The 21,424-nt window shown below is 73.8% G+C and carries 19 protein-coding genes; 10 read left to right on the top strand and 9 right to left on the bottom strand.

The genetic code is table 11. The features are described 5' to 3' along the window. Positions 1–9: 9 nt before the first annotated feature. From PVK37_RS00200 to PVK37_RS00190, 3 genes are all read right to left on the bottom strand, one after another. Complete coding sequence (locus PVK37_RS00200; RefSeq protein WP_275031630.1) at positions 10–201, bottom strand: hypothetical protein; 192 nt, start codon at positions 199–201, stop codon at positions 10–12. A gap of 64 nt (positions 202–265) precedes the next feature. Then, positions 266–448, bottom strand: a complete 183-nt coding sequence (locus PVK37_RS00195; RefSeq protein WP_275035303.1) for a hypothetical protein — start codon at positions 446–448, stop codon at positions 266–268. A gap of 394 nt (positions 449–842) precedes the next feature. Beyond that, positions 843–1,934, bottom strand: a complete 1,092-nt coding sequence (locus PVK37_RS00190; protein ID WP_275031629.1) for a 3-deoxy-7-phosphoheptulonate synthase — start codon at positions 1,932–1,934, stop codon at positions 843–845. A 317-nt stretch (positions 1,935–2,251) separates the two neighbouring features. On the opposite strand from PVK37_RS00190, the gene PVK37_RS00185 reads away from it, so the two are divergent. The 10 genes from PVK37_RS00185 (at position 2,252) to PVK37_RS00140 (ending at position 12,341) form a co-directional block, all read left to right on the top strand. Next, on the top strand, positions 2,252–3,400 hold the full coding sequence (locus tag PVK37_RS00185; protein ID WP_275031628.1) for an alkaline phosphatase PhoX: 1,149 nt from the start codon (positions 2,252–2,254) through the stop codon (positions 3,398–3,400). A 59-nt stretch (positions 3,401–3,459) separates the two neighbouring features. Further along, on the top strand, positions 3,460–3,678 hold the full coding sequence (locus tag PVK37_RS00180; protein ID WP_275031627.1) for a hypothetical protein: 219 nt from the start codon (positions 3,460–3,462) through the stop codon (positions 3,676–3,678). A gap of 128 nt (positions 3,679–3,806) precedes the next feature. After that, a complete protein-coding gene (locus tag PVK37_RS00175) occupies positions 3,807–5,102 on the top strand; it encodes a M16 family metallopeptidase (RefSeq protein ID WP_275031626.1) in 1,296 nt (431 codons plus the stop codon). Continuing rightward, positions 5,099–6,445: a M16 family metallopeptidase gene (locus PVK37_RS00170; RefSeq protein WP_275031625.1), complete on the top strand. Its 1,347-nt coding sequence runs from the start codon at positions 5,099–5,101 to the stop codon at positions 6,443–6,445. The genes PVK37_RS00175 and PVK37_RS00170 overlap by 4 nt, the downstream gene beginning before the upstream one ends. Before the next feature lie 190 nt (positions 6,446–6,635). Further along, complete coding sequence (locus PVK37_RS00165) at positions 6,636–7,661, top strand: aspartate-semialdehyde dehydrogenase (RefSeq protein ID WP_275031624.1); 1,026 nt, start codon at positions 6,636–6,638, stop codon at positions 7,659–7,661. Between the two features lie 215 nt (positions 7,662–7,876). Then, positions 7,877–8,317 (top strand): PPOX class F420-dependent oxidoreductase, encoded by a 441-nt coding sequence (locus PVK37_RS00160; RefSeq protein ID WP_275031623.1) that lies wholly within the window; start codon positions 7,877–7,879, stop codon positions 8,315–8,317. A gap of 131 nt (positions 8,318–8,448) precedes the next feature. Beyond that, complete coding sequence (locus tag PVK37_RS00155) at positions 8,449–8,865, top strand: CBS domain-containing protein (protein ID WP_275031622.1); 417 nt, start codon at positions 8,449–8,451, stop codon at positions 8,863–8,865. A gap of 185 nt (positions 8,866–9,050) precedes the next feature. Then, a complete protein-coding gene (locus PVK37_RS00150) occupies positions 9,051–9,422 on the top strand; it encodes an SCP2 sterol-binding domain-containing protein (protein WP_275031621.1) in 372 nt (123 codons plus the stop codon). Continuing rightward, positions 9,422–11,479 carry an amylo-alpha-1,6-glucosidase gene (locus tag PVK37_RS00145; RefSeq protein ID WP_275031620.1) on the top strand — a complete coding sequence of 686 codons (2,058 nt, stop codon included), beginning with the start codon at positions 9,422–9,424 and terminating at the stop codon, positions 11,477–11,479. The genes PVK37_RS00150 and PVK37_RS00145 overlap by 1 nt, the downstream gene beginning before the upstream one ends. Positions 11,480–11,591: 112 nt before the next feature. Beyond that, a complete protein-coding gene (locus PVK37_RS00140; protein ID WP_275031619.1) occupies positions 11,592–12,341 on the top strand; it encodes a lysophospholipid acyltransferase family protein in 750 nt (249 codons plus the stop codon). Positions 12,342–12,393: 52 nt separating this feature from the next. On the opposite strand, the gene PVK37_RS00135 is transcribed toward PVK37_RS00140, so the two are convergent. The 6 genes from PVK37_RS00135 to PVK37_RS00110 all read right to left on the bottom strand — a co-directional run bounded on the left by PVK37_RS00135 (position 12,394) and on the right by PVK37_RS00110 (position 21,261). Then, on the bottom strand, positions 12,394–15,708 hold the full coding sequence (locus tag PVK37_RS00135; RefSeq protein WP_275031618.1) for an NACHT domain-containing protein: 3,315 nt from the start codon (positions 15,706–15,708) through the stop codon (positions 12,394–12,396). 140 nt (positions 15,709–15,848) lie between these two features. Further along, positions 15,849–16,610 carry a hypothetical protein gene (locus tag PVK37_RS00130; protein ID WP_275031617.1) on the bottom strand — a complete coding sequence of 254 codons (762 nt, stop codon included), beginning with the start codon at positions 16,608–16,610 and terminating at the stop codon, positions 15,849–15,851. A gap of 119 nt (positions 16,611–16,729) precedes the next feature. Then, positions 16,730–17,542 carry a response regulator transcription factor gene (locus PVK37_RS00125; protein ID WP_275031616.1) on the bottom strand — a complete coding sequence of 271 codons (813 nt, stop codon included), beginning with the start codon at positions 17,540–17,542 and terminating at the stop codon, positions 16,730–16,732. Further along, the gene (locus PVK37_RS00120; protein ID WP_275031615.1) at positions 17,527–18,690 is read right to left on the bottom strand and encodes a hypothetical protein; all 1,164 of its coding nucleotides are present in this window, start codon (positions 18,688–18,690) and stop codon (positions 17,527–17,529) included. Before PVK37_RS00120 ends, PVK37_RS00125 begins: the two co-directional genes overlap by 16 nt. Then, positions 18,680–19,891, bottom strand: coding sequence for a sensor histidine kinase (locus tag PVK37_RS00115; RefSeq protein WP_275031613.1), 1,212 nt, complete (start codon positions 19,889–19,891; stop codon positions 18,680–18,682). The genes PVK37_RS00120 and PVK37_RS00115 overlap by 11 nt, the downstream gene beginning before the upstream one ends. Before the next feature lie 170 nt (positions 19,892–20,061). Next, positions 20,062–21,261 carry an MFS transporter gene (locus PVK37_RS00110; RefSeq protein WP_275031611.1) on the bottom strand — a complete coding sequence of 400 codons (1,200 nt, stop codon included), beginning with the start codon at positions 21,259–21,261 and terminating at the stop codon, positions 20,062–20,064. Between the last annotated feature and the right edge of the window lie 163 nt (positions 21,262–21,424).

Genomic DNA, 21,424 nt, shown 5'->3' with positions numbered 1-21,424 from the left:
CGTCCCCGGTCAGCGCTGCATGCCGGACCAGCCGCGCGGCGACTCCGGCTCCCGTTCCTCCTCGTCCTCACCGGTGACGATGTCCCGGTCGACGGCGGTGCGGTCGTGTTCCTCGGCGAAGTCCGGCTCGTCGGTCAGGCCCTGGCCCTCCGGCGGCTGGCCGAGAGCGGGAACCTGCTCGTGCTCGTCCCGGTCGGTCATGTCGTTCGTCCTCTCCGTCGTCGGGCGGTCCGGGTCCGGGCGGACCCGTCGGGGGTGCGCCGGCTCAGACCGCCGAGCCGCCGAGCAGGTCGGCCACCTCGTCCATCGCGTACTCGCCCTGCGGCAGCGCGGAGATCCGGGTCAGCAGCTCGGCGGGTAGCTCGGCGGCCACCGCCCGGCGGTGGATCTCGGCCTGAGTCACCCGCTCCTGCCCGTGGTAGATGTCGTCCAGCAGGTCGTCGAGCATCGCCCGGTTGGCTGGTTCGTCGGTCACGGTGATCAGCTACCCGTGCCGGAATCGGTCAAACGTCGCGCCCACCACGGGTGCGGCGGGTGAGCGGGACCACATCCCGGCCCGGAACACCCGACCGGGTCCGGCCGTTGTGTGAGGTGTCGGTGTGACCAGTGTCCCCGGGCCTCACCTAACTGCCTTCGCGGAATACCGTCCGGCTGGAGCCGCGTCGTGCCACTCGCCGAGAGGCGACCTGCACACCGACACCAGCGCCGCCCCGGGCCTCGCCCGGGGCGGCGCTGTGTTTGCGGGGTCAGGCCGGGCCGGCGCTGGTGTCCGCCGGTCAGGCTGGAGGGCGGCGCTGTGTTTCCGGCGGTCAGGCTGGAGGGCGGCGCTGTGTTTGCGGCGGTCAGGCCGGGGTGGGGTGCGGGGTGTAGGCGCGCCGGGCCCGGACGGCGGTGGCGAGGGTCTCCAGCACCTGGGCGGTGTCGCTCCAGCCGAGGCAGGCGTCGGTGACGGACTGGCCGTAGGTCAGCTCCCGGGTCGGGTCCAGGTCCTGCCGGCCGGGCTCCAGGAAGCTCTCCAGCATGATCCCGACGATGCCGCGCTGGCCGGCGGCGAGCTGGTCGGCCACGTCCGCCGCGACCACCGGCTGGCGGCGGTGGTCCTTGCCGCTGTTGTCGTGGCTGGCGTCGATCACCACCCGCTCGGGCAGGTTCGCCGCCCGGAGCTGGGCCAGCGCCCCGGCCACCGAGTCGGCGTCGTAGTTGGGCAGGCCCCGGCCGCCACGCAGCACCAGGTGCCCGTCGGCGTTGCCCCGGGTGTGCAGGATCGCCGGCGTACCGGAGACGTCGATACCCGGAAAGACGTGCGGCACCCCGGCGGCCCGGATGGCGTCCACGGCGGTGCCGATGCTGCCGTCCGGGCGGTTCTTCATGCCGATCGGCATGGACAGGCCGGAGGCGAGCTGCCGGTGCACCTGGCTCTCCACCGTCCGGGCGCCGATCGCGCCCCAGGCCACCGTGTCGGCGATGTACTGCGGGGTGATCGGGTCGAGGAACTCGCAGCCGACCGGGAGGCCGAGGCGCAGCACGTCGAGCAGGAGCGCCCGGGCGGTACGCAGGCCGGTGTTGACGTCGCCGGAGCCGTCCAGGCCCGGGTCGTTGATCAGGCCCTTCCAGCCGACGGTCGAGCGCGGCTTCTCGAAGTAGACCCGCATCACCACCAGCAGGTCGTCGGCGTGCTGCTCGGCGGCCACCCGGAGCCGGTGGGCGTAGTCCAGCGCGGCGGCCGGGTCGTGCACCGAGCACGGGCCGACCACCACCAGCAGCCGGTCGTCGGTGCGGTCCAGCACCCGGCTGACCGACCGGCGGCCGGCGATCACGGCCGAGGTGAGGGCGTCGTCGAGGGGGAGTTCGTGGTGGAGCAGGGCCGGGGTGGTCAGCGGCACGACGCGTTGGATCCGCTGATCGATGACGCGATCGGACTCCGGGGTCGTCACGGTGGATGTCCTTCCGCCGACCAACCCCGGGGCCGGCGCCCGGGTCGAGCCGGCTGCTCGTAGGCAAGATGGCAGGGGGATCGCGTGATCCCCGCCTGGCCGGCTCGGAGTGTGGTGACGTCAGCTCATGGTCGAGTCACCGGCTGCGAGCCGGCTGGCTAAACCATCGATACGAGCGAGTCACGGGGGCGAGCCTACCCGACCGGTGCCCCAAAAGCTCATCCGGACGTCGGCAAGGAGCCCCCTGACATTCACCATCATCGATGGAATGGTCGGTAGCTTCATCGGCGTTCATCACCCCCATTCTGGAGGCCCCCGTGGACCGTCGCACCCTCCTGCGTGCCACCGTGGCCGGTGCCGCCGCCTTCTCCGGCAGCCTCTGGTCCGGGGCCGCCCTGGCCGCTCCGGCCCAGCCCGGGAGCAGCCCGTACGGGCCGCTCGGTGCGGCCGACACCAACGGGATCCAGCTTCCGGCCGGCTTCAGCAGCCGGGTGGTCGCCCGCTCCCGGCAGCAGGTCGGATCGACCGGCTACACCTGGCACGACGCACCGGACGGTGGGGCCTGCTTCGCCGCCGGAACCGGCTGGATCTACGTCTCGAACTCTGAGATCTCGCTCACCGGGGGAGCCTCGGCCGTACGCTTCGACGCCACCGGGAACATTTTGTCCGCGTACCGCATCCTGGGAAACACCAACCGCAACTGTGCCGGCGGAGCCACCCCCTGGGGCACCTGGCTCTCCGGCGAGGAGGTCAACCGGGGCTACGTCTACGAGACGTACCCGGAGGGCGGCCGGGCCGGGGTACGGCGGGCGGCGCTGGGCCGGTTCAGCCACGAGGCCGCCGCCTGCGACCCGGACCGGCAGGTGATCTACCTGACCGAGGACGAGCCGACCGGCTGCTTCTACCGGTTCCGGCCCACCGTCTGGAGCGACCTCTCCGCCGGCACCCTGGAGGTGCTGGTGGCCGGCACCGGCACCAGCGGGCCGGTCAGCTGGGCCCGGGTGCCCGACCCGGACGGCTCGCCCACCCAGACCCGCGACCAGGTCGCCGGCGCGAAACGGTTCAACGGCGGCGAGGGCTGCTGGTACGCCGACGGCACCTGCTGGTTCACCACCAAGGGCGACAACCGGGTCTGGGCGTACGACGCCGTCGCCCAGCGGATCGACCTGGCGTACGACGACTCGCTGGTCTCCGGAAGTGCGCCGCTGACCGGGGTGGACAACATCACCGGCAGCCGGGGTGGGGACCTCTACGTGGCCGAGGACGGCGGCAACATGGAGATCAACATCATCACCCCGGACGAGGTGGTCGCCCCGTTCCTGCGGATCACCGGACAGTCCTCGTCGGAGATCTGCGGACCGGCGTTCTCCCCGGACGGCAGCCGCCTCTACTTCTCCTCGCAGCGCGGCACCTCCGGCCTCTCCTCCGGCGGCATCACCTACGAGGTACGCGGACCGTTCCGCTGACCGTGAACGGCGCAATCGCAGGGGCGTGGCGCGAGCGCCGGCGGGGTATCAGAGCGGCCATGAGTAGCGACGTGACCGATCAGGAACGGGTGGAGTCCCGCGCGCGGCACCTGCTGCCGGAGGAACGGGCCGCCGGCAGCGACGACCCGCAGGCGCAGGCCTCCGCCATCCTCGCCGACTCCGACCGTCGGGAGGCCGACCCGAACGCCGCACCGGACACCGTGCTGGAACGGCGTACCTCGGAGGAGACCGTGACCCCCATCGAACCCCCGGACTGACCCGCGGACCCGGCGCGGGCGGCGTCGGCGACCGACGGCCCCCGCCGGGCCGGTGGCCGCCGGGGCCGCCGCGCCGCCACCGGCCGGGCGGCCCACCCCGACCGGGACGATCGGATAGCGTCGGGGCCATGCCCGACAGCGGTTACCCCTGGCCGATCGAGACCACCCGACTGGACAACGGCCTGCGCGTGGTGGTGAGCGAGGACCGCACCGCCCCGGCGGTCGCGGTCAACCTCTGGTACGACGTCGGCTCCCGGCACGAGCCGGCCGGCCAGACCGGCTTCGCCCACCTCTTCGAGCACCTGATGTTCGAGGGCTCGGTCAACGTCGCGAAGACCGAACACATGAAGCTGGTCCAGGGCGCCGGTGGCTCGCTGAACGCCACCACCAACCCGGACCGGACCAACTACTTCGAGACCGTCCCCGCCGAGCACCTCGAACTGGCGCTCTGGCTGGAGGCCGACCGGATGGGCGGCCTGGTCCCCGCGCTGACCCAGGAGACCCTGGACAACCAGCGGGACGTGGTCAAGAACGAGCGGCGGCAACGCTACGAGAACGTCCCGTACGGCGACGCCTGGCTGCGGCTGCTGCCGATGCTCTACCCGCCCGGCCACCCGTACCATCACGCCACCATCGGGTCGATGGCCGACCTGAACGCCGCCGACCTGGGCACCTTCCAGGAGTTCCATCGCACCTACTACGCGCCGAACAACGCCGTGCTCACGGTCGTCGGCGACGCCCGGGCCGACGAGGTCTTCGCGCTGGCCGACAGGTACTTCGGCGCGATCCCGGCCCGCGCCGACATCCCGGCCGCGCCGGACGGGCACACCGTCGCCGCCGCCGGTACGCCGGTGCACGAGGTGGTCACCGGTGACGTGCCCGCCCCCCGGGTGTACCTCGCGCACCGCACCCACCCCTTCGGCTCCGGCGGGTACGACGTGGTGACCGTGCTCGCCACCGTCCTCGGCAGCGGCCGGGGCAGCCGCCTCTACCAGCGGCTCGCCGACGGCGAACGGATCGCCCAGCCGGACCTGGTCGGCGCGTACGGGGTGGACCTCGCGCACGCCCCCGCCCCGCTGATCGCCACCGCCACCGCCCGGCCCGGGGTGACCGCCGGACGCCTGGCCGACGGGCTGGCCGAGGTGGTCGACGAACTGGCGACCGTGCCGGTCACCGGCACCGAGCTGGACCGGGCGCGGGCCCTGCTCACCACCGCCTGGTGGCGGCAGACGTCCACCGTGGATGGCCGGGCCGACCTGCTCAGCCGGTACACCATCCAGTTCGGTGACCCGACCCGGGTGGGTGAACGGCTGCCCGCCTGGCTGGCGGTCACCGCGGAACAGATCGCCGGGACGGCCGCCGAGGTGCTCGCGCCCCAGGACCGGGCGATCCTCACCTACCAGCCCGAGGAGGAGGCCCGATGACCCTGATCGCCGAACGCCCTGGTCCCGGTACGGCCCGCCCGTACCGGTTCCCGGCGGTGACCCGCCGGACGGTGGCCGGCGGCGAGGTGGTCGCCGCGCACCTGCCCGGCCAGAACCTCGCCGTGGCGCTGCTGCTGCTCGACGCCGGCGCGGGCCGCGAACCGCTCGGTCGGGAAGGGCTGGGCGCGGTCCTCGCCAAGGCCGTCGAGGAGGGCACCGCCCAGCGGGACGCCACCGCGTTCGCGCTGGCCATCGAGGCGCTCGGCACCGAGCTGGTGACCGGCCTGGACTGGGACTCCTTCCAGGTCAGCGTGCAGGTGCCGGTGGACCGGCTGACCGCCGCCGTGGAGCTGCTCGCCGAGGCGGTCCGGACGCCCCGGCTCGACCCGGCCGACATCCTGCGGGTCCGCGACGACGAGGCGACCGCCCTGCGGATGGACTGGGCGAACCCGGGCCCCCGCGCCGACGCGGTGCTCCGGGCCGAGCTGTACGGCGCGGACACCCGGATCGGCCGGCCGATGTACGGCGACCCGGAGTCGGTGGCCGGGCTGGACGTCGACGACGTACGGGTCTTCCACTCCGAGTGGTTCCTCCGGCCCGGCACCCTGGTCGTCGCCGGTGACCTGGAGCGGATCGACCTGGCCGCGCTCGGCGCGGCGGCCTTCGCCGGAGCCGGCGGCGGCCCGGCCCCCCAGGAGGGCCCGATCGGGCTGACCTTCCGCGAGGGGCGACGCATCCTGCTGGTCGACCGGCCCGGATCGGTGCAGTCCACGCTGCGCCTCGGCCACCCCGCCCCGCACCGGGCCCACCCCGACCACGTGCCGACCGCCCTGGCCGGCACGGTGCTCGGCGGGGCCTTCACCTCCCGGCTCAACCACCTGATCCGCGAGGTGCACGGCTACACGTACGGCATCCGGGGGGACTTCGCCACCTCCCGGCGGTTCGGGCGGTTCGCGGTCTCCTCCGGGGTGCAGACCGCGGTCACCGCGCCGGCCCTGGTCGAGGCGATCGGCGAGATCGCCCGTACCCAGCTCACCGGGGTCACCGAGGAGGAGCTGGCGGTGGCCCGGGCCTGGCGGGCCGGGCAGCTCTCGGTCGAGTTGCAGTCGCCCCGGGCGATCGCCTCCGCGCTGACCACCCTGGTGGTGCACGGCCTGCCCGACGACTACCACGCCCGACTGCGGGAGTCGCTGCTCGCCGCGGACGTGGCACAGGTCTCCGCGGCTGCCGCCGCGCACCTGCGTCCGGAGGCGTTGACCCTGGTCGTCGAGGGGGACGCGGCGGTCATCCGCGACGAACTGGTCGCCACCGGCCTCGGCGAGGTGGTCGACGCCGACCGCTGACCGGCGGCAGCTGGCCGCCATCGGGTGCCCGACGCCGACCGGCCCGACGGCTGGTCGGCCCGTCGGGCGGGTGGCTGGTCGGCCGGTCGTGCGGCCGGTCGGGCGGTCGGGGTGTGACGTACGTCGTGCCCGGTCCGGGCCGTGGGAAAGCGTTCCCGGTCCGGGCCCCGGCCTGGGTAGCCTCGCGGGCATGAGGATCGGCATTGTGGGCGCCACCGGCCAGGTCGGCGGCGTCATGCGGCAGGTTTTGGCCCAGCGGCGCTTCCCGGCCGAGCAGCTCCGGCTGTTCGCCTCCGCCCGGTCGGCGGGGCGTACCCTGCCGTGGGACGGCGGCGAGGTCACCGTCGAGGACGCGGCCACCGCCGACTACCGGGGCCTGGACGTGGTGCTCTTCTCGGCCGGCAAGACCACCTCGAAGGAACTCGCTCCCCGGGTCGCCGAGGCGGGCGCCGTGGTGATCGACAACTCCTCGGCGTACCGGATGGACCCGGACGTGCCGCTGGTGGTGGCCGAGGTCAACCCGCACGCCGTTACCAACCGCCCCAAGGGCATCATCGCCAACCCGAACTGCACCACGATGGCGGCGATGCCGGTGCTGCGCCCGCTGCACGCCGAGGCCGGACTGGTCAGCCTGGTCGTCGCCACGTACCAGGCGGTCTCCGGGGCCGGGCTGGCCGGCGTGGCCGAGCTGGACGAGCAGGTCCGCAAGGTCGCCGCCGACGCCACCGGGCTGGCCCACGACGGCACCGCCGTCGAGTTCCCGGCCCCGCGGTCCTTCGCCCAGCCGATCGCCTTCAACGTGCTCCCGCTCGCCGGTTCGATCGTCGACGACGGCTCCGACGAGACCGACGAGGAACAGAAGCTGCGCAACGAGAGCCGGAAGATCCTCGAGATCCCCGGCCTGAAGGTCTCCGGCACCTGCGTCCGGGTGCCCGTCTTCACCGGCCACTCGCTCCAGGTCAACGCGGGCTTCGCCCGGCCGATCACCCCGCAGCGGGTCCGTGAGCTGCTCGCCGACGCCCCCGGTGTGGCGCTGGCCGACGTGCCCACCCCGCTGCTGGCCGCCGGCCAGGACCCGACGTACGTCGGGCGGATCCGGGCCGACGAGACCGTCGCGCACGGCATCGCGTTCTTCTGCTCCAACGACAACCTGCGCAAGGGCGCCGCGCTCAACGCGGTGCAGATCGCCGAACTGGTCGCCGCCGAGCCGCGCTGACCTGAGCCGCGTCGACCCGTACGGTGGGCAGCCGCTGCCACCGGGCCGTGCTGAACTCGTACCGTGGGCACCCGCCGTCGCCGCCGCGACGGCGGGTGCGTCGTCTCCGGGCCGGACCACGTCGGTGTCGGATCCGCCGGCCTCCGGCCGGGCGCGAGGCCGATCCGGTTGGATGGGGGGACGCACCGGGCGACGGAGACGATGGAGGGATTCGCGTGACGGACGCCGAGTACCAGGACAAACTGATTAACACCCTCGCCGCCGGGCGGCTGGGGGTGCTGGCCACGGTCCGGCGGGACGGTCGACCGCAACAGTCCACCGTGGTGTACAGCTTCGACCGGGCGGAGCGACTGATCCGCGTCTCGGTCACCGACGGTCGGGCGAAGACGGCGAACCTGCGCCGCGACCCCCGGGCCAGCTTCCACGTCAGCGCCGGGGACGGCTGGTCGTACACGGCGGCGGACGTGCGGGCTGAGCTGACCGGGGTGGCCGCCCACCCGGACGACGCGGTGGTGGAGGAACTGGTCGGGCTCTACCGGTCGGTGCAGGGCGAACACCCGGACTGGGCCGAGTTCCGCCAGGCCATGGTGACGCAGCGGCGGCTGGTGCTGCGGCTGCGCGTCGACCGGGTGGTCGGCGTCCCGGTGCGCGGCTGAGGCGGGACCGGCTGCGGTCGAGGTGGGACCCGGCGGCGGCTGAAGCGGCACCGGCTGCGGTCGAGGCCCTGCGGGTTACCCGGCCCCCGGCGACGGGTAGACGGCCGGGCCGACACCGAGAGGGGAGCAGCATGACCACGGTCGGAGAGTTCATGACGACCCGTCTGGTGACCATGGACGGCAACGACACGCTCACCGCAGCGGCCCAGGAGATGCGGGACAGCGCCATCGGAGACGTGGTGGTGACCGACGGTGACGCCGTGCTCGGCATCGTCACGGACCGGGACATCACCGTCCGGGGCGTGGCGGAGCAGCGGAACCCGGACACCACCCGGCTGCGCCAGATCACCAGCACCGAACTGATCACCGTCAGCCAGCACGACGACGCGGTGGCCGCCACCGACCTGATGCGGACGTACGCGGTACGCCGGCTGCCGGTGATGGACGACGGCCGGCTGGTCGGCCTGATCTCCATCGGTGACCTGGCGGTCGAGCGGGAGCCGCAGTCGGTGCTGGCGGACATCAGCGCCGACGAACCGAACAACTGACCCGGCTCCCGGCTCTCACCACGGCCCGTCGGTCCACCGGACCGGCGGGCCGTCGCGCGTCCCGCACCCACCTCACCCGGTCCGGGTGAGGTTGGCCGGCCCGGCGGTGGGGACCCTGCTCGGGCGGCGACCCGTCTCGCCGGGCCACCGTGACCGACAGTCTCGACAGGGGAGGGCGGACACCGATGGCGGACGCGATCACGCAGTTCTTCGAGGAACTGGACCGGCGGGGGTTCGAGCCGCTGTTGACCAAGACGTCCGGGACGATCCGCTTCGACCTCCACGAGGGGGCCCGGACGACGCACTGGCTGGTCAGCATCGACCGGGGACGAACACGGGCGGACCAGGAGGAACGGGCGGCGGACAGCGTCGTACGGATCGGTCCCGACCTGTTCGAGCGGATCATCACCGGCCGGGAGAGCCTGATCGCGGCCGCGCTGCGCGCCGAACTGAGCGCCACCGGTGATCCCCGCCTGCTCGCCCAGGTGGAGCGGATCTTCCCCGGCCCGCCGGACGCCTGCGGTCCGCGCCGGGTGGTCGCGAAGGAGGCACGCTGATGGCGAACACCAACCTGGTCCGGATCCTCGACGGGAACACCTTCGTGGTCTGCGAGGACACCGGCGACATCGAGGCCACGCCGACCGAACCGACCGGCATGTTCGCCAACGACACCCGGTTCCTCTCCACCTGGGTGCTCACCGTCAACGGGGAACGGCTCAACGCGCTCTCCTACGACGACCTCCAGTACTACGAAGCGCGCTTCTTCCTGGTGCCGGGGACGGCCAGCCACTACACCGACGCGAAGCTGTCGGTGATCCGGGAACGGGTCGTCGGCGGCAGCTTCCGGGAACAACTGACCGTCCTCAACCACGACGAGCGACCGGTCGACCTGGAGATCCGGGTCGACGCGGCAGCGGACTTCGCCGACCTGTTCCAGGTCAAGGACGAGATCCTGAACAAGAAGGGGGAGTCCTACACCGAGGCCGAGGCGGACCGGCTCCGGCTGGGCTACCGGCGGGGGAACTTCAACCGGGAAACCGTGATCACGTCGTCCGAGCCGGCCCGGTTCGACGCCCGGGGCTTCGCGTACACGGTACGGCTGGAACCCAACGAGCAGTGGACCAGCCGGATCGACGTCGACACGTTGGTGCTCGGGCCGGGCGGCCGGCCCGTGCCGATGGGGGCGCGGGTGCACGGCACCGGGCAGATCTCACTTCAGCAGGACCTCCAGGAGTGGCTGGCGAACGCGCCGAAGGTCAACTGCGAGTGGGAGACGCTCGCCCGGACGTACCGGCGCAGCCTGGTCGACCTGGCCGCGCTGCGGTTCGGGCCGATCTCGGTGCCCGGGGCGATCCCGGCGGCCGGGCTGCCCTGGTTCATGACCATGTTCGGCCGGGACAGCATCCTGACCTGCCTCCAGACACTGCCGTTCACCCCGGAACTGTCCCGGACCACGCTGCGCGTCCTCGCCACGTTGCAGGGCAGCCGGTTCGACGACTTCCGGGAGGAGGACCCCGGCCGCATCCTGCACGAGATGCGGTACGGCGAGACGGCCGCCTTCGAGGAACAACCCCACTCGCCCTACTACGGCTCGGTGGACGCGACCCCGCTGTTCGTGGTGCTGCTCGACGAGTACGAGCGGTGGAGCGGGGACGCCGCGCTGGTCCGGGAACTGGAACGGGAGTGCCGGGCCGCGCTGCGCTGGATCGACGACTACGCCGACCTGGCCGGTAACGGCTACGTCTGGTACGAGCGGCGCAACACCGAGACCGGCCTGGACAACCAGTGCTGGAAGGACTCCTGGGACTCGATCTCCTACCGGGACGGCCGGCTGCCCGGCTTCCCCCGGGCCACCTGCGAGGTGCAGGGGTACGCGTACGACGCGAAGGTGCGGGCGGCCCGGCTGGCCCGGGAGTTCTGGGACGATCCGGCGTACGCCGACCAGCTCGAACGGGAGGCCGCCGAGCTGAAGGAACGCTTCAACCGGGAGTGGTGGGTCGCCGACGGCGAGTACTACGCGATCGCCCTGGAGCCGGACGGCCGGCAGGTCGACTCGCTCACCTCCAACATCGGGCACCTGCTGTGGAGCGGGATCGTCACCGACGAACGCGCCCCGAAGATCGCCGAACACCTGGTCGGTCCCCGGCTGTTCTCCGGCTGGGGGGTGCGGACCCTCGCCGAGGGGGACGCCCGCTACAACCCGATCGGCTACCACAACGGCACGATCTGGCCGTTCGACAACTCGTTCATCGCCTGGGGGCTGCGCCGGTACGGGTTCGCCGAGGAGGCCGCCACCATCGCCGACGGCATCATCGCCGCTTCCGGCTACTTCGACGGGCGGCTGCCCGAGGCGTTCGGCGGGTACCAGCGGGAGCTGACCAAGTTCCCGGTGGAGTACCCGACGGCGTGCAGCCCGCAGGCCTGGTCGACCGGTACCCCGCTGCTGCTGATCCGGACCATGCTCGGGATCGAACCGCACGAGGGGCACCTGTCGGTGGAGCCCCGGCTACCGGTCGGCATGGGTCGGATCGAGGTGCTCGACATCCCGGGCCGGTGGGGGCGGGTGGACGCCTTCGCCCGGGGCCGGTTGGAGCTGGAACACCATCCCGACTGAGCTGGAGCACCATCGCGACTGAGCGGGCGGGCCGGGTACCGGTCCGCCCGGCCCGGCCGCCCGGGTGCCGTCGGTGGGCTTCGGGGCGGCGACGGCAGGGTAATCTCGCCCAATGCCGGAACTCGTGTACCCGCCCGTGATCGCCGCCTGCAAGACCATGTTCCGGGTCCTCGACCTGAAGATCACCATCGAGGGCGCACACCACGTACCGCGGACCGGCGGGGCGGTGCTGGCCGCCAACCACGTCAGCTACCTCGACTTCATCTTCTGCGGGCTGGGCGCGCAGGAGTCGAAGCGGCTGGTCCGGTTCATGGCCAAGAGCGAGGTGTTCGCGCACAAGGTCTCCGGTCCGCTGATGCGGGGCATGCGGCACATCTCGGTGAACCGGGCGGCCGGCGCCGGCTCGTTCAACGAGGCGATGGCCGCGCTGCGCCGGGGCGAGGTGGTCGGGGTCTTCCCGGAGGCCACCATCAGCCGCTCGTTCACCGTCAAGAGCCTCAAGACCGGCACCGTCCGGATGGCGCAGGAGGCCGGGGTGCCGGTCCTGCCGGTGGCGTTGTGGGGCGGGCAGCGGATCTGGACCAAGGACCGCAAGCCCACCCTCACCCGGCACGTGCCGATCACCATCCTGATCGGCGAGCCGCTGGACCCGGCCGGCTACCAGTACGCCGGCAAGATGAACGCGGACCTCAAGGCGCGGCTCACCGCCCTGGTCGACCGGGCCCAGCGGGAGTACCCGGACCAGCCGTCCGGCCCGGACGACGCCTGGTGGCAGCCGGCCCACCTGGGCGGCACCGCACCCACCCCGGAGCAGGCCGCCGCCATGGAGGGCCGCCCGCCGCGGCCCGCCCCGACCGCGTAGCCCCGGCTCTGGCGGGCCTGGCCGGTACTGGCCGCAGCGGCCCGCCGGCGGGTCAGGTGCGGACCCGGACGCCCTCCCGGTTGTGGAGCACCTGGTCTGCCTCGGCGTACACGGTGAGGCGGCGACGGTCGCGGAGCGGCCCGAGATCGAGGCCGAGGGCGGGAGGTCCCGCGTTGCCGATGAACAGCCTGCGTAGTCGGGGCATCGTGGCCAGCGGGCCCAGATCCATCGGGTTGGCACATCCCTGCAGGCTGACTGCCTCCAGGGTGGGATGACCTGCCAACCTGGTGAGATCGAGTGGGCCGACGAAGCGGCTGAGGTCCAGGTACTCCAGCGGTAGGTCGCGGATCGTCCCCAGATCGAGGCCCGGCACGTCCAGCCAGATCAGCGACAGTCTCTTCAGGTTGTGGTGGGCGGCGACGTGCGCCAGGACGCGGGGGTCGGTGCAGACGCCGAGCCCCAGCGAGGTCAGCGCGGGAAGCTGTCGCAGGAACGCCACGTCGTCCAGCGGGCGCCGCCCCGGCCCGGGGGTGAGGAACAGGTCGCTCAGTTCCGGTAGCTCGGTGAGCGGTCGCCAACTGTACGGCCGGTAGAGGCCCCAGAGGGTCAGCGCGGTGAGCCGGGGGAACTGGGCGAGCCAGGACAGGTTCGTCCGGCCGCTGTACGGTGGCAGCAGGTCGAGGTCGAGCAACCGGAGCTGGCTGAGGGTGGCCGGGATCGCCACCGGGTCCACCGGCGAGTTGACGACCAGGCGTTCCAGACCGGGGTGGGCGTGGAGGGCCCCGATCTCCCGGTCGGCGGGGCCGCCGATGCCCTCAAAAAGGTACAGACCGCGGACCGGGGGAAGCGCGCGGACCACCTCCGGCGACATCTGGACGTCGAACCGCAGGTAGCGCAGGTGCCGCAGGTGGCGGGCCATCGGCGCGGTCCAGCCGTCGACGGTGATCCAGCCGTCCTCGAGTGGGGAGTCGGCGAGGACGCGGCGGCCGTACTCGTCGGGCTCGAAATGGTCGGCGGCGCTGACCAGGGCGGCGACCACCTCGGGACGCTGGTCCGGGCCGTACCGGGCGAGCTTGTCCAGGGCGCGGGGCCCGCCGACGAAGGCGGCGGTGGAGACCACGGCCGCCGCCACCGGGGGAGTGAGATCGCCGAGGTCGTCGGGCAGGTAGTCGAGGACCCGTTCCCCGGCCAGGGCCAGGGAGCGGGCCTCCAGCTTGCTGCGGGGCGGCAGTAGCGCCACCAGGCTGACGTCGATGCGGGTCTGGGTGGCCGGGGTCAGGCCGGGTGCGGTCTCCACGCAGGCCGCCGCGAGCAGCCGCAACAGACGCTGCTTGCGGCCGGACGCGGCGTCGGCCCGGTCGAGCAGCCCGCCGATCAGCCGCTCACGGTACTCGCTGTTGGCCAGGCCGGCGGTCATGATGACGGTCTCCCGCCAGATGTCCCGCCCGGCCAGCTCCAGCAGCGCGTCGACGTAGTTCTCCTCGGCGATCTCCTTCGCCGCCAGGTACTCCTGGAAGGTGCGGTGCACGAAGGAGATCCGGTCCTCCGCCACGTCCTTGAGGACGCCGCTGCGGTCCAGCAGGTGCGCGAACACGTCGGCCGGTTCGGCGGTGACCTTCGGCATGGTGGCGAGCTTGCGGGTCACGTGGTCCCGGGCCTGCCCGACGTCCAGCTCCGACCGGTTGCTGATCGCCAACCGCCAGGCCAGGTCCTGGAGCAGGGTGCGGGCGTGCTGCGCGCCCAACCCCACCCGCCGGTACGCCGGCACGTTCCGGGCCGTGTCCCGCCGCTCCAACAGCATGTCCAGCGCGGCCTGGTAGAGGCTGATCCGGTCGTGCGGCAGGTCGTCGCCCCGGTCCAGGTTGAGCGCGCACAGCATGGCGCACATCAACGGGTTGGTGGCCAGCCCGCGCAGGTGCCGGTTGGCGTCCAGTCGGGTGAGCAGCCGGCGTTCGTACCGGGGCAGGTCCTCGGACCGGCAGGGCAGGTGCCGGGCCCCACCGATCGCCCGGTGCCAGCGGTTGACGAAGACGGTGATGTCGGCCGGGCTCATCTGCTCCAGCATCAGCGTGGTGAAGTCCTCGGCGGCCAGCCAGCGGGCCGGTGCCGCCGTGGGCCGGGAGGTCACCACGGCGATCGCTCCCGGATACCGGTGCAGGATCCGACGCAACCACTCCCGGACGCCGGCCCGCTGGCTGCTGACCAGCTCGTCGACGCCGTCGACGAGGAGCAGCGCACGACCCTCGGCGAAGATCCGCTCGACCCAGCCGGGTGGTGCCTCGGTGGCGAACTGGGTCATGTCGTCGCCGAGCTGCGGGCCGACCGGTGGCAGTGGCCGGTCGGCGTACGCGCGCAACTTCACCAGGAAGGGAATCCGCCCGTTCCAGTCCTGTAGCGAGTCGGCGAACCCCCCTCGGGCGGCGTTGATCGCCAGCCAGCGCAGCAGGGTGCTCTTGCCCGAGCCCGCCTCGCCGCGCAGCAGGACCCGACGGTGCTGGCCGAGCGCCCCCTCCACGCGCAGCCCGCTCTGGCCGCCCCCGAACAGGGCCTTCCCCGAGCTGACCTCGACCAGCCGGCCGAACGCGCCATGGGCGTGCGGACGGGCAGCGGAGACCCGACGACCGCCGCCCCCGGAGCCGGTCACGCTGAGGCTCAGGTACGCGATGCTGAGGGTGGTCTCCGGGGTGAAGTTGTGCACGTCCACCCCGAAAAGTTCGAGCTGGTCGTGGTGGGTGGAGACGAACTGCCGGTAGCGCTGCTCGAAGGAGTCGTCGTCACCGGCGGCGGCGCTCGGCGGAGCGGGCAGCCGGGCCAGCACCTCGGCCAGGTCGGCGGAGAGCCGGGAGAACCGGGCGAGGATCTCCTGGCTGGCCCGGTTGGTGAACTCGGGCAGGTGCCGGACCAGCTCGACGTGGCAGCGTACGCAGTCAGCCAGTACCCGTTCGCCGAGCCGGCCGGCGGCCTCGCTCAGCCCGGCCCGCTCGGCCGCTGCCGCGTACGCCGGTTGGAGGGCCCGGGTGAGTCGGGCCGGGTCGGCGTCGGCGGCGAACAGCTGCCCGTCGGTCGCCACCCCGGACGCGACCACCCGGCTGACCGTGTCGAGGGTGGCCGCCACCTCGTGTTCGGGCAGCTTGCCGTACTCGGATTCGAAGGTCTGCTCGATGCGTTCGGTGACCTCGGTGACCAGGCTGCCGATCTGTGCCTCGGCCTTGCGGCGCACGATCCGGTCCCGGAACGTCGTGGCGACCAGTTCCGACAGGTCGAGACTGCGGGCGTCCCGGGCCTGTCGGTGTCCCAGCCACTGCCCGACGGCGCGGGTCACCACCGTCTTCGCCAACCCGGTGGCGGCGGTCTCGATCACCGGCATGCGGCGCTCCCCATCCGTGGGCCGGGCCGTCTCCGGTCGGAACCCTGGGCATTTGTCGACGCGGTGCCGAGGTCGTCCGGCACCGAGCTGAGGAGCCTAAACGGTCGGCCGTCCCGCGTCCACAGTGGATCAGGAAGCTGTCAGCAGGCGGAGCCGGGACGGCCCGCCGGTCGGCGCAGGGTCACCCGGCGGGACCGGCCGGCCGGCCGGTAGTAGTCGTCCCGGCTGAGGAACTCCAGTGGCAGCGCCCCGGGCAGGGTGACCGGGACTCCGTGCACCACCGGGGCGGTGCCGGCCCGCCGGAGCAGCACGTCCCGTTCGGCCGCCGACAGCTCCACCAGGGCCGGGTTCGCCAGCCGGAACCCGGCCACCGACCGGCGGACCAGCCGGGCCAGGGCGGCGGCCTCCCGGGTGGGCAGGCCACCGAGACCGAGCGCGGGCTGTTGGATCGTGCGCAGCGCGTCGCAGACGATCAGCAACTCGGGGCAGCCGTCCGGGCTGGCGTCCCGCGACTGCGCAGGCTGGTCCGGCGTGACCGGTCGCAGCTCCAGCCGGGACGGCCACTGCCAGCGGATCTGCCCGCTTACCGGGCGGGCCGCCCGCAGGCTGCGTCGGTGCCGGGGACCGGTGCCGACCTGGGCGAGCGTCAGGTCCTCGCAGACGTACACGATCCGCCGGTCGGTGACGGTGACCGTGGCGACCGGACCGAGCGCCCACTGCCGAAGATCCCCGGTCGGGCCGAGCAGGTGACCGGCGAGCGTCGACCGGTACCGGCCGAGCGCCCGCTCGCCCGGTTCCGGCACCGGCGCCAGGTGCCGGTCGAGGACCGGCCGGTCGGCGGCCTCCGCCGCGTCGAACCGGTGCGGTGCGATGAAGAAGGGCGACCCGTCGTCGGGGGACATCGAACCTCCCGGGTGCACGCGGTGGTGGCGGACGGGAACCACGCCCGGGCCGGGGACCCGGAGCGGGGCGGTCCTCCGTCGAGCCTTGCCTGCCGGGTGGCCGGTTGTCATGACACCCGTTAGGGGGTCGGCCGGTCGTCCGCCGCGTACGACTGGTACGTGCCGATCTCCTCGGGCCGGATGAGGCCGTCCTCGATCGCCCGGGCCAGCAGCGCCGACTTGGTGGCGGCCGGCCGGCCCGCCCGGGTGTACTTGATCCGGGCCCGGTCCACGTACTGCTTCACCGTGTGCTCACTGATCCGCATCCGGCGGGCCACCGACGCCTTCGACATCGACTGGAACCACAGCAGCAGCGCCTCGCGTTCCTTGTCGGACAGGGCCGGCCGGTCCGGGCGGGCGTCACCGACGATCGCCCCGGCCAGGGTCGGCGGCACGTACGCCCGGTCGCTCGCCGCTGCCAGCACCGTCGCCACGCAGTGCTCCCGGCCCTCGTGCTTGGCGAGGAACGCCACCGCGCCGGCGTCCAGGACGGCCAGCACCGTCTCCGGGTCGGTGTGTTCGGAGTACACCACCACCCGGCGTCCGGCCGCGCTCAGTTCGGTCACCTTCTCCACCGCCATCCGGCCGTGCAACCGCAGGTCCAGCAGGACCACGTCGGCGTCCGGGGCCGCCCGCAGCACCACGTCCGGGTCGTCCCCGGTCGCCACCACGGTCAGCCGGGGCTCGGCGGCCAGCCAGGAGCGGATGCCCTCGACGACCACCGGATGGTCGTCGACGATCGCCACCCGCACCGCCCGCCCGCCCGCCGACACCACGTCGTCACCCGCCGGTGCCGGTGGCCCGGCCGCCGACGTGGTGTCGCGGTCGTCCGCCGGGGCCGTCTCGCCGCCGTCCGGCGGGGCCGTGTCGGGGCCGTTCACCGGGCCTGCCATCGGGTCCGCGTCCATCTGACCTCCCCGTCCCGAACGTCTTCGTACTCGACCGGCTCGTCCCCGGGCGGGGGCACGACCTCCTCCAGGGTGCCCCGGTCCGGGGTGACCAGGCTGATCTCCACCGCGTCCGGGGACGCGAGGACGGTGAGCCGGGCCCGGTCGTCCACGGTGGACAGTACAGCGGCCAGTGGATCGACCAGGCGGCGGCGGACCGGAACCGGCACCGGTGGCGGCGTACCCAGGGTGACCAGGTCCACCGCGACGCCCCGCCGTTCGGCCAGGTCGGCGCTGGCCCGCAGTTCATGCAGCAGCGGATCGGGCACGTCGTCGGACTCGGCGATCAGCCGGCGCAGCCGGGCCGCGGCCAACGCGCAGCGTCGCTGCACCGCCGGATCGGCCGGGTCGGCCCGGCCGGCGGCCAGGTCGGCGAGAACGTCGCCGGCGGTGGCGTCGACCAGGGCCAGCCGGTCCCGCCGGTCCCGCTGCGCGCGGGCGGCGGCGAGGCGTTGGGCGGTCACCGCCGCGCTGGCCGAGGCGGCCCGGGCCCGTTCGGCGGCGAGCGTGCGCAGGGTCGCCGCGCCGACCGCGAGCGCGATCGGCAGGGCCGCCACCCCGTAGACGTACATCCCGTAGCGGCTCAGGTCGGCGGCGTCCGCGCCCTGCCCGAGTACCGCGACCAGCGCGATCACCGCTCCGGCCGCGATGGTGGCGACCAGTTCCCGCAGCGGCCGACCCCACAGGAACAGGATGGCGAACCAACCGACGGTCCCCCAGCCCCAGTTCGCCGAGTGGAACAGGAACTCCTCCCCGCTGGCCGGGAAGACCACCGCGTCGACCACCAGCAGGCCCACCACCAGCGGCCCCGCCGGCAGCGCCCGGCCGCGCAGCAGCCGCCGGGCCGCGAAACCGCCGGCCAGCGCCACCGCCAGCCAACCGCCGCCGACCACCCACGGCCACCGCAGCTCCGACCAGTTCAGCAGTACGGCGGGCAGGCTGATCAGCAGGTGCCAGCCGTACGCGATCACCAGTGCGGCGATCCGGGCGGCCCGGTCGGAGCTGGCCGCGACCGCCACCGCTCCCGCCGTCGGTGCGGTCGACGGGTCGACGGTCGCCCCCGGCGGCGGTGCGATCGAGGAGTCAACGGTCATCCGGCCACTCCAGGGTGATCCGGGTGCCCCGGCCGGGGGCCGAGTCCACGGTGGCCCGGCCACCGGCCGCCGCCATCCGGCCCCGGACGGACTCGCGTAGCCCGTACCGGTGTGCGGGCACCCCGACCGGGTCGAAGCCCGGCCCGTCGTCGACCACCTCGACCACGACGGTGCCGGCGACCCCGGCCAGCCGCAGCCGTACGGCCGCGCCGGGCGCGTGGCGCACCACGTTGGCGAGGGCGGCGAAGGTGCTGTCGGCGACCGCCCCGGCCACCGCCGCCGGTGCCGTGACCGGGCCCAGCTCGGTGGTCAACGGCAGGTCGGGGAACCGGGCGAGCACCGCCCGCAGCCGGTCGGCCACCGGCACGGTGGCGGCCAGCGCCGGCAGGTCGGGGCCGGTCAGGGTACGCAGGTCGGCGGCGGCCCGTTCCCGCAGCAGTACCGAGTCGGCGCGGACCGCGCCCAGCCCCACCATGGTCAGCGTGGAGAGCACCGTGTCGTGCAGGTCCCGGTTCTGTCGCCGCTCGGCCTCGCGGGCGGTGCGGGCGATCACCGCGTCCCGGGCGACGCGCTGCCGCTCGGCGAAGGCCCGGTCCGCCCGCCGGCTGCTGCGCCGCAGCACCACCGCGAGTGCCGTTCCCGAGGCGGTCTGCACGGTCAGGGTGGTCGCGTGCGCGATCGCCTCGACGTCGTTGCCGGCCAGGTGCGCGCCGACCGCGTACGCGCCGGTGACCAGCAGCCCGGCCGGCACCGCCCAGCGGGAACGCAGGGCGAGCTGAGCCACGATCACCGACGTGCTGGCCAGGATCGCCACCCAGCTCACCTCCCCGGGCAGCACCTCGGCGGCCACCAACCGGGGGATGAGCAGACAGGCGACGACGGTCAGCGCCACGTCCACCGCGACCAGGCGGCCGGTGAGCCCGGACCGGTGACCCCGCCACGCGAACCACCCCGACCATCCGGTGAGGACGACCACCGCCACGGCCAGCAGCGTCGGGTCGACCGGTTCGCTACGGACCGCCAGGGCCGCCGCCGCTCCGGCGATCCCGCAGGTCAGTCGCAGCACGATCGGTAGCGTGGTGAAGACCCGGGCCAGCGCGTCGGCGGCCGGGTTGTCCGGGACGGGTGGGGACGGTGGTGGTGGCGCGGTGGGACGGCCCGGGGCTCCCACCGTCAGGTACGGCGTGGTGACGACCGGCATCGGGGTGGCGTCCTCCCGACAGTGGGTCCGTACGGGCGGGCGATGGGGGACAGCGGCCGGACAATAACACGCGGTGACACGGCCGGCGCGGCGAGCGCGACCGGGCCGGAACCCTGCGTGACCGACGTCCCGTGGCTCCGTACCTGCCGCACGCCGGCCGGACCCGGCCCTTACCGGGGCTGAACCGTCCGCGTGCCGACCCGGACCAGCAGGGCCGCGCCGAGGATGAGCAGCGGGGCCGGCGCGAACCCCACCAGCACCCCGCCGACCGTGTCGAGCAGCGCACCGTCCACGGCCGATCCGGCGGCGCTGCCCAGCGCGAACGCGGTCGCCACCCAGGCGAACGACTCGGCCGCCGTGCCCGGTGGGGCCGCCCCGTCGGCGCTGAGGAAGATGCCGGTCAGCACCGTGGGCAGCGCGAGCCCGCTGACCGCCATGCCCACCGCCATCAGCAGCGGCGGTGGGACGAGCAGCAGCGGCAGGTACCCCACCGCCAGCAGCGCGACGGCGAGCCGCAGGTGACGGCGTGGGTCGCTGGGGGTGTGCCGGGCGGAGACCAGCCCGCCGACCAGCGCCCCGGTCGCCTGGGCGGCCAGCAGCCAGCCGGCCCAGGAGCGTACCCCTTCGGCCTCGGCGTAGCCGGCGACCGCGACGGTGGTGGCTCCCACCGCCGCGCCGACCAGGGCGGTGACGGCCAGCAGCAGCCGCAGCCGGGCCGCGCGCAGCGGACCGGCCCAGTGCCGTACGGCGGTCTCGCCGCGCCAGCCTCGCACCACCGGGGCGAGGGTGAACAGGGCGGTACCGACGACCTGGCCGGCGGCGATCACCAGCAGCCCGCCGGCCGGTCCGGCGACGGCCAGCGCCACCATGGTCAACAAGGGCCCGGCAATGAAGATCAGCTCCTGGATGGTCACGTCCAGGGTGTACGCGGCGTGCCGCAGCCGGTCGGCGACGAGGTCCTTCCAGAGCACCCGTAGCCCCGCCTCGAACGGCGGCGCGCCGAGCCCGGCGGCGACGGCGGCGAGCACCGCCAGCGCCGGGGCGGGACGTACGGCGGTGAGCACGAAGCCGGCCGTGGACAGCGCCACCGCCGCCCACATCACCGGCGGCTGCCGCCACCGGTCGGCCATCCGGGCCAGCATCGGCTGCCCGACGGCCAGCCCGGCGGAGTACGCGCCGACCAGCAGGCCGGCCAGCGAGATGGTCATCGTGTCCCGGGCGAACAGCAGCAGGGCCAGCGGGGCGGCGCCCAGCGGGACGCGTCCCACCAGGCTCGCCACCAGCACCCAGCTCACCTGGGGCGCACGCAGCACCTCGGTCACGCGGGGACGGGGTGGTCCGGTCATCGGGGTCTGACGGTCGGTGGACATGGCGGATCGCTCCCGGTGGAGGAGAAAGGACAGGGGCCGTCGCGGTACGGCCCTGTCAGGGAGCGAAGTCGGCGCGCTCGTGGTCGTTGCCGTAGAGCGGGAGGTCGGGGCGGACCCACTGCGCGTAGGCGGCGGCCGTGGCGTCCAGCGGTCTCACGGCGTT

It is taken from the genome of Micromonospora cathayae (assembly GCF_028993575.1).
Lineage (GTDB): Bacteria > Actinomycetota > Actinomycetes > Mycobacteriales > Micromonosporaceae > Micromonospora > Micromonospora cathayae.
Note: the sequence above shows the minus strand (reverse complement) of the source record. Positions and strands in the feature narration are given on the sequence as shown.

Bases quoted from the DNA above. Each gene is read 5' to 3' on its own strand.
- PVK37_RS00200 (WP_275031630.1), bottom strand. From the start codon at position 201: ATGACCGACCGGGACGAGCACGAGCAGGTTCCCGCTCTCGGCCAGCCG.
- PVK37_RS00195 (WP_275035303.1), bottom strand. From the start codon at position 448: ATGCTCGACGACCTGCTGGACGACATCTACCACGGGCAGGAGCGGGTG.
- PVK37_RS00180 (WP_275031627.1), top strand. From the start codon at position 3,460: ATGAGTAGCGACGTGACCGATCAGGAACGGGTGGAGTCCCGCGCGCGG.
- PVK37_RS00175 (WP_275031626.1), top strand. From the start codon at position 3,807: ATGCCCGACAGCGGTTACCCCTGGCCGATCGAGACCACCCGACTGGAC.
- PVK37_RS00170 (WP_275031625.1), top strand. From the start codon at position 5,099: ATGACCCTGATCGCCGAACGCCCTGGTCCCGGTACGGCCCGCCCGTAC.
- PVK37_RS00165 (WP_275031624.1), top strand. From the start codon at position 6,636: ATGAGGATCGGCATTGTGGGCGCCACCGGCCAGGTCGGCGGCGTCATG.
- PVK37_RS00155 (WP_275031622.1), top strand. From the start codon at position 8,449: ATGACCACGGTCGGAGAGTTCATGACGACCCGTCTGGTGACCATGGAC.
- PVK37_RS00150 (WP_275031621.1), top strand. From the start codon at position 9,051: ATGGCGGACGCGATCACGCAGTTCTTCGAGGAACTGGACCGGCGGGGG.
- PVK37_RS00145 (WP_275031620.1), top strand. From the start codon at position 9,422: ATGGCGAACACCAACCTGGTCCGGATCCTCGACGGGAACACCTTCGTG.
- PVK37_RS00140 (WP_275031619.1), top strand. From the start codon at position 11,592: ATGCCGGAACTCGTGTACCCGCCCGTGATCGCCGCCTGCAAGACCATG.
- PVK37_RS00135 (WP_275031618.1), bottom strand. From the start codon at position 15,708: ATGCCGGTGATCGAGACCGCCGCCACCGGGTTGGCGAAGACGGTGGTG.
- PVK37_RS00130 (WP_275031617.1), bottom strand. From the start codon at position 16,610: ATGTCCCCCGACGACGGGTCGCCCTTCTTCATCGCACCGCACCGGTTC.
- PVK37_RS00125 (WP_275031616.1), bottom strand. From the start codon at position 17,542: ATGGCAGGCCCGGTGAACGGCCCCGACACGGCCCCGCCGGACGGCGGC.
- PVK37_RS00120 (WP_275031615.1), bottom strand. From the start codon at position 18,690: ATGACCGTTGACTCCTCGATCGCACCGCCGCCGGGGGCGACCGTCGAC.
- PVK37_RS00115 (WP_275031613.1), bottom strand. From the start codon at position 19,891: ATGCCGGTCGTCACCACGCCGTACCTGACGGTGGGAGCCCCGGGCCGT.
- PVK37_RS00110 (WP_275031611.1), bottom strand. From the start codon at position 21,261: ATGTCCACCGACCGTCAGACCCCGATGACCGGACCACCCCGTCCCCGC.